At 52.9% G+C, this 6452-nt stretch carries 5 protein-coding genes; 3 read left to right on the forward strand and 2 right to left on the reverse strand.

The window, feature by feature from the left end:
- Window positions 1-303: 303 nt before the first annotated feature.
- Window positions 304-1656, reverse strand: coding sequence for a Trk system potassium transporter TrkA (gene trkA / locus NOU37_09845; GenBank protein ID MCQ4575527.1), 1353 nt, complete (start codon window positions 1654-1656; stop codon window positions 304-306).
- Between the two features lie 9 nt (window positions 1657-1665).
- Window positions 1666-3804 carry a HEAT repeat domain-containing protein gene (locus tag NOU37_09850; GenBank protein MCQ4575528.1) on the reverse strand — a complete coding sequence of 713 codons (2139 nt, stop codon included), beginning with the start codon at window positions 3802-3804 and terminating at the stop codon, window positions 1666-1668.
- Between the two features lie 254 nt (window positions 3805-4058).
- Here NOU37_09850 and NOU37_09855 point away from each other — a divergent pair, with 254 nt between their 5' ends.
- The 3 genes from NOU37_09855 to NOU37_09865 are packed head-to-tail and all read left to right on the forward strand — an operon-like array spanning window position 4059 to window position 6260.
- Window positions 4059-4889 (forward strand): menaquinone biosynthesis protein, encoded by an 831-nt coding sequence (locus NOU37_09855; GenBank protein MCQ4575529.1) that lies wholly within the window; start codon window positions 4059-4061, stop codon window positions 4887-4889.
- A complete protein-coding gene (mqnC, locus tag NOU37_09860) occupies window positions 4834-5904 on the forward strand; it encodes a dehypoxanthine futalosine cyclase (protein ID MCQ4575530.1) in 1071 nt (356 codons plus the stop codon). Before NOU37_09855 ends, mqnC begins: the two co-directional genes overlap by 56 nt.
- A 47-nt stretch (window positions 5905-5951) precedes the next feature.
- Entirely contained in the window at window positions 5952-6260 is a 309-nt protein-coding gene (locus tag NOU37_09865; protein ID MCQ4575531.1) for a P-II family nitrogen regulator, read from the forward strand.
- Window positions 6261-6452 lie beyond the last annotated feature (192 nt).

A 6452-nucleotide genomic window follows, 5' to 3' on the forward strand; every position in this document is an offset into this window, starting at 1 on the left:
TCAAAGACAAGGACATGGAGGAATATAGTAAAGCTTCTATTACCCAAAAGGAGGCTGTTGAAAACCTAGCTGACGCGGCCACTGACATGGCCGAGGCCCTGTGGGAGCTTCAGGACAACGAGGTCAAGTGGCAGGAACTCCGGGCAAAATCTGCACCGTAGTACGTGTTTTATCGAGAATCATAAAAATCCGACTCTATCCGGGCTGTGTATTAATTGCTCACGCCGTGGAAACCATGGATTTGTCAGACGAAGGCGTGAAAAAGGGGATTGGGTAGCTGGGTTCAGGAAAACGGGCGGGAGTCTATTTTTTTCTAAACAGGACCTGCACCTTTTCCCTTACCTCCGGCATATAAAACACTATCGCACGGTCGCCGGCATCTAATACACAGTCCCCGTAAGGCAGTATCATTGAACCGTTCTTGATAACTGAGCCCAGTATTGACCCCTTTGGGAACGAAACGTCGCTGAGCTTCTTACCAACTATTCTGGAGCCGTTCCCGGCTATCATTTCCGTCGCCTCCGCCTCCGTCGTGTCAAACAGTTTAACCGCTCCTACAATCGGGCCGCGGGCTATGTATTGCAGGATTGAGCTCACGGTGATAAGACGGGGGTTGATTACGACGTCTATGCCTATGGAATCGAAGACGGGGACGTAGTCCGGTTCATGTGTTATGACGACTGTTTTTTTCGCGTACCGTTTTTTCGCCAGAAGACATGCGAGGATATTGTCCTGTTCATTCTCAGAGGCCCCAATAAAAAAGTCCACAGGCTCAATGGTGGCCTGTTTCAGGATCTCGGTCTCGGTTGCGTGGCCATGGAGCACGGTCGCATTGACCAGCTCTGACGCGGCCGCCTGTGCCTTATCTTCGTCCGGCTCTATGAGTACCACATTCTCGGCGGTTTTCTCCAGCGCCCGGGCCAGCCGCAGTCCGATGCGGGATGCTCCGTAGATAACGAACCCCTGGGTCTCTACGGTACGCCGGTTAACCATGGGAAGGAAGTATGGCAGACCGGCCCTGGCCAGCAGCACCAGGATGTTGTCGTCCGGGCATATTTCAATCTCCCCGGAGGGAATTATCGTGTCTTCTTTTCTCTGTATCGCGACAATCAGGAATGAGTCTGTGTCGCCGGCTTCCCTTAGCTCCTCAATCCTTTTGCCCACAATCGGCGCGTCGGCCGGTACGTGAAAGCCGCGGAACAATATGTCGGACTCAACGAAATCCGCCACGTACGTGGCACCCGGCGTCTCCATCGCCTTCAACACTGAATCGACGGTGATGGGTATGGGGTTTATCATCCGGTCAATGAAAAACTGATTCTTTTTCAGAATGGAATCTTCTCTGGTGAACTCCTCGTTCCGAAGCCTTGCTATCTTGCTCTCAACGCCGTACCAGTAGGCAAGCAGGCATACAGTGAGGTTTGCCTCGTCACTGTCAGTGACGGCCAGCACCATGTCTACCTCTTTGATGCCCGCGTCCTCCAGGACGCTTGGCGAGTTACCGTTGCCGTGTACACATAGGACGTCCAGTGTCTCGGTCATCTTGCGGTAAATGTGCGGGTCACTTTCCACGATGGAGATGGTGTTGCCCTCCAGGGAAAGTTGTTTGGCAAGATTGAAACCTACTGCCCCGGCGCCTACGATGAGTATCTTCATGGATTATCTTTAGGGAACGATGGAGGTTTCCGACCTGCCTCTTTGAGCGTGCGCTTCGCGCGTACTGTTTTCGGCAAGCTCCAAGAACTGTCTTTTGATGTGGGGTCCCCCCATCCCTGGGTCCTCCAACTGGAACTCATCTATTAACTTCTGCGTCTTTGTATATTGGCCCTGCTCATAGAGCGTGTACACAACATCCAGCCGGCCCTTCCACCACGTCTGGGCTAGCTCGGGCTGTTCCTCCATCAGGCGGGAGTAGAGTTCCAGTACGCGGCCGTATTGCCTTAACTCTTTCAAACACTCAGCCAGAGCGACAATTATGACCAAATCCTGAGACTTATATTCTGTCAACAAGAAATCATACTGCTCAACGGCCTTTTGCCAATCCCTTTGCTGTTGATAAGCAATAGCCAGTCTCAACCTTCTCCCATGCATTTCGTTTTTGTGTGCCTCGGAAGCGGAGAACTTGTCGATCTGCTTCTCCAGTACCTGGCTCGCCCTGTTATAGTCGGAGCGATCGTAAAAGGTATCTGCCAGATACTTCATGGCCTCGTATGATTGTACGTCGATAGACATCAAGGCGTTTGCGGCCTGTTCGGCTACTCTCTTATCGGCGTCTTCCATTGCCTGCACAAGGGGTTCTATCGCCCTCTCTTCCCCAATCTGGCCCAGCGCAGCTGCCGCAGATTCCCTGACGCGCGGGCTGTCCTTGGAGAGCAGCTCTATCAGAGGTTCTACGGCCTCGCTGCTCCCTATACTTCCGAGGCTGTCGGCCGCATACCACCGCACTCTTTCTTCCGGGTCCCTCAGGCTGTTAATCAGAGGGGTAACGGCCGCCGGGTTATTTATCCTTCCGAGCGCTATGGTTGCGACCTCTCTAACCTTTGCTTCCTTGCTAACCAGTAGTTCTGAGATGGGCGCTACGGCCTCGACACTCCCAATCTGGCCCAGTGCCTCTGTTGCCGCTATCTTTATAGAGATTGTATTTTCTTTCAGAAGAATCATCAGTGCTTCCGCGACGTCCCTGCCCTCAAAGTTCGCCAGGGCGAGGGCGGCACTTTCCCTTACAGAAACGTCTGTGTCATTGAGCGCGTCCAGCAGGGGTCTTACCGCACTTTCATCACCCAACTCGCCTAAAGACTGCGCGGCGGCCATCCTCACGTCCTTTTCGCTGTCATCTGCCAGTACGCCTGTTAAGGCTGCTACAGCCGCTGGATTGTTAAATCCTGCCAGCACCTTCGCGGCGGCAACTCTGACCTGTGGATACTCACTGTTCAGGGCCTCGATGAGGGGCTTTTCGTCCTTATTTTCTGTTGCCTTTTTTAAGAGCGCCAGGGTCTTCTCGGAGAGTTCTTTCTCTACCACGGTGTTTTTCTGCTGCAGTTGTTCATTAGCCACCTCAAGTTTTGTTACGATATCCCTCAGCCATTGCTCTCGCGTCTTATTCTGGTTTGCCGCCCACCAGTCCTCCCACTCCGAGGAGTTTCTGCCAAAGGACTTACCGGAGATGTAGCTCAGGGCCGTTGCCGTAGCATCCTGAAGTTCTTCATCCTCCGTACCACTCAACACGGAAACCAGGGGTTCTACCGCCTGCTGTTCCATTGTCTGGCCCAAGGCCTGGGCCAGCAGGACCCTTGACTTCTGTGGGAAGCCGGGGTTCATCAGGTTCGCCGACATCCTGTCGATAGCCTTGGACGTGTGCAGATTCCCCAGGGCCTCACAGGCACTTAGTGCTATTTCCGGGTCATCGTCCTGAAGCAGGTTTATTAGCGGTCCTACGGCCCTGTCGTCTCCCTTGAAACCGAAGGCCTTGATTACCGAAATAAGGGCTTCTTTCTCCGGAACGGCGGTTTTACCGTTCTTCTGACCCGGTGCGTTCGCCTCAGGATATCTGTTTAGTATATTAAGCAAGGGTTTCTGCGCCCTGTGGTCGTCGAGCCCTAACAGGGATATGGCGGCCAGACTACGGATGGCAGGGTCAACTGAGTATAGTTGCTTCGTCCATTTATCAATATCGATGTCTGACGAGGAGACCAATGATGTGGCTGGAGACTCTTCCCCTAACAGGAGACTTGAATGGCTGCCTAATGCAGTTAGAAAGAGCCAGAATAGTGTAAGTGTGAGTGTAAGTGTGAGTACCTTATTCATTTAATCTATCTGCGACGCTCTTGACTTCACCAAGCCAGCGTCAACCGCATCGTAGCAAAACAAACATTCATGGTCAATACCAATATAAACTTCTTTGACGTGCGCATGGTAAAGCTTGACCAATAGACTGCCACAAGCTTAACTTGTTTTGCCTTAAGAACTTCGAAAAGTTGAATGGAACTACAGGCGTAAATATGATAAAGTTACATGTTCACTTGTACTACGGTATGTTTCGTTCCCCGTATGGGCAGACGATGAGAAAACTTAAGATAGCAGCGGTACCTTACCTTAACGCAAAACCTATTATCCACGGGCTGGAGACGTCCGGCGACAGGGTGGAGTTATTCTTCGACGTGCCGTCCAAGCTGCCACGGATGTTAGAGGAAGGGCGGGCGGATGTCGCCCTAATCCCCGCGATAGAATGTCTCAGGAGAAATGGACTCACTGCCCTCCCGGGTGTCAGCATCTCCTCCAGGGGTTCGGTGGAGAGCGTCAGATTGTTTTTAAGAAAAGGTTGTACCATAGGCGACGTGGGGACTGTGGCACTCGACAAATCCTCCCGCACGTCGGTTGCGCTTACCAGGGTCATTCTCAAGGAGAGATTTGGTCTCAGCCCGTTATATCTTTCCTGGCGAGGAGATTCCAGCTTGAGAGACGCACAGGCTGACGCGGTACTGCTCATCGGGGACAACGCTATGCGGGTGCACGACGGGCTGCCGTCGCTTGACCTTGGCTCAGAGTGGGATAAACTCACCGGGCTGCCGTTTGTTTACGCGCTGTGGGCGTCCGCTTCGCCGGAGGTATTAGAAGAGGCCGCACCCCTGTTGCAGGATGCGAAAGCACGCGGGCTTGAGGATATCAGGGCCATTGCACTAAAAGAGTCGGACAGGCTGGGTCTTGAGCCGGAGACATGCATCAGGTATCTTACACGGTGCATATATTACGACCTCGGCCAACAGGAACTGGAGGGCCTGGGGCGGTTTCATGACTATGCCTTAAAGATGGGCCTGGTCCCGGATGGAGTAAGGCTTGAGTTATACGACGGAAGAAACGTTAGAGAAGGTGCTCTCAAAAGAGCGGATTGACCTGGAGGAAGGCGTCGAGCTTCTACACTCCAGCGACCTTACTCGACTGGGAATGGCCGCAGACTCCCGCACCGCCATTCTCCACCCCGAACCCTACCGCACGTACGCCATAGACAGGAACGTTAATTACACCAATATATGCGTGGCCCGGTGCGACTTCTGCGCCTTCTCAACCGATGAAAACGGAGAAGACGCCAACGTAATCACAGAACAAGAACTATTCGAAAAAATACAAGAGACCCTGGAACAGGGTGGCACACAGATACTGATGCAGGGAGGGATGCACCCGCGTCTGAGGCTGAATTTCTACCAGGATATGCTCCGCTCCATAAAGGAGAGGTTTTCCAGCATACACATACACGCCTTCTCACCGCCTGAAATCCTGCACCTCTCACAGCTTGAGAAATTACCCATAAATACCGTAATATCAAAGCTCCGGTCTGCCGGACTTGACTCCATCCCCGGCGGCGGCGCTGAGATACTGGTCGACAGGTGCCGCGATGAGATCAGCCCCAAAAAATGCACCTCGGATGAATGGCTCACCGTTATGCGAGAGGCCCATAAACTTGGCATGAAGACCACGGCCACCATGATGTTCGGCCATATCGAGACGCTGGAAGAAAGAATCGTCCATATGGACAAAATCCGGAGGCTCCAGGACGAGACCGGCGGCTTCACCGCATTTATCCCCTGGACCTTCCAGCCCAGGAATACCAGGCTTGACCACCTGTCGCCCGTGGGGGCATTTGAGTATCTGAAGACCCTGGCGGTATCCAGATTATATCTCGACAACATCCCCAACGTACAGGCGTCGTGGGTGACCCAGGGCCCGAAGATAGGCCAGCTCGCCCTGAAATTCGGCGCGAACGATATGGGCAGTACGATGATTGAAGAAAACGTCGTAAGGGCCGCTGGCGTGAGCTTCATGATGTGCGGCGAAGAGATTGAACGCCTTATAAAGGACATCGGCTACCAGGCTCGACAAAGAGACTTTTACTACAGGCTGGTTAACTGACGTCATGGCCACAGTCCGTGCCTGTGTCCCTATAACACGGTAATAAAATGAAAAAACTGCTGTGCATAATAAAACCCTTCAAGCTGCAGGACGTCCTCAAGACCCTGACAGAGGCGGGCATAAAAGGCGTCACCATTACCGAGGTCAAGGGCTACGGGCGGCAGAAGGGCCACCTTGAACTCTACCAGGGTTCAGAGTACGTCATCTCCTTCCTGCCCAAGATAGAGCTTGAGATGACCGTTCCCGATGAAGACGCGGAGAAGACCATCGAGGCCATCAGGAATGCCGCCATCACCGGCCGCATAGGCGACGGCAAGATATTCGTCTTCAACGCGGACGGGGCCCGCCCGCGGTAGGCAACGAAGTTTTACTTCGTTGATAATAACAAACCCTCAACGACTATATCCATATCATAGACTCGGGGGTGCCGCAGGGTTTTAACCCTGCGGAAAGCAGCGCCCAGGGCTAAAGCCCTGGGGCACCCACATGTATTTAATGTTTCTCTACACTTTTAATTATAAGTGTCTTACCAAGTTTCTTGAATTCTT

The organism is Candidatus Bathyanammoxibius amoris (genome assembly GCA_024451685.1).
In the GTDB taxonomy this organism is placed as follows: Bacteria; Planctomycetota; Brocadiia; order Brocadiales; family Bathyanammoxibiaceae; genus Bathyanammoxibius; species Bathyanammoxibius amoris.